The sequence below is a fragment of the Neglectibacter sp. X4 genome, from assembly GCF_009917365.1.
Classification (GTDB): Bacteria; Bacillota; Clostridia; order Oscillospirales; family Acutalibacteraceae; genus Acutalibacter.
Map to the genome: position 1 here is coordinate 1 of NZ_QWLE01000363.1, position 504 is coordinate 504.

At 47.4% G+C, this 504-nt stretch carries 1 protein-coding gene; it reads left to right on the forward strand.

Annotated elements, in window-relative coordinates:
- Positions 1-504, forward strand: a 504-nt coding sequence (locus tag D1841_RS18590) for a hypothetical protein (protein ID WP_166554426.1), incomplete at both ends; no start/stop codon positions are given.

Sequence of the window (504 nt, forward strand, 5' to 3'; positions counted from 1 at the left end):
AGCGAAACCGCAAAAAGAGGACGCAAACGCATTGAAATTGACCAAGAAAATTTTGAAAGCCTTTGTGCCTTGCAATGCACACTTGCTGAAATTTCGGGGTTCTTTGGGTGTTCAGCTGATACCGTTGAAAGATGGTGTAAACGTACCTACAAAATGAATTTTGCGGACATATTCGCACAAAAGAGAGCACCGGGGCAAATATCCCTTAGACGTTCCCAATTCAAACTTGCGGAAAAGAATGCTTCAATGGGGATATGGCTAGGCAAACAGTACTTAGGACAGGCGGACAGTGTAACAGAGCGCGAACAAATCACGGAAGATGACGGTTTCTTAGACGCGCTGAAAGGTACAGCCGCAACCGAATGGGAAGACTATACGCCCCCAAAAGCCCCTTCGCGCGCTATCAGCTCTGCTGAACAGTTAAAAAAGGCAAAGGAAGAACAACAGCTGCGGCAGCAGATACGGCAAGAGATACTTCAAGAACTGCAACCGGAACCGGAACCG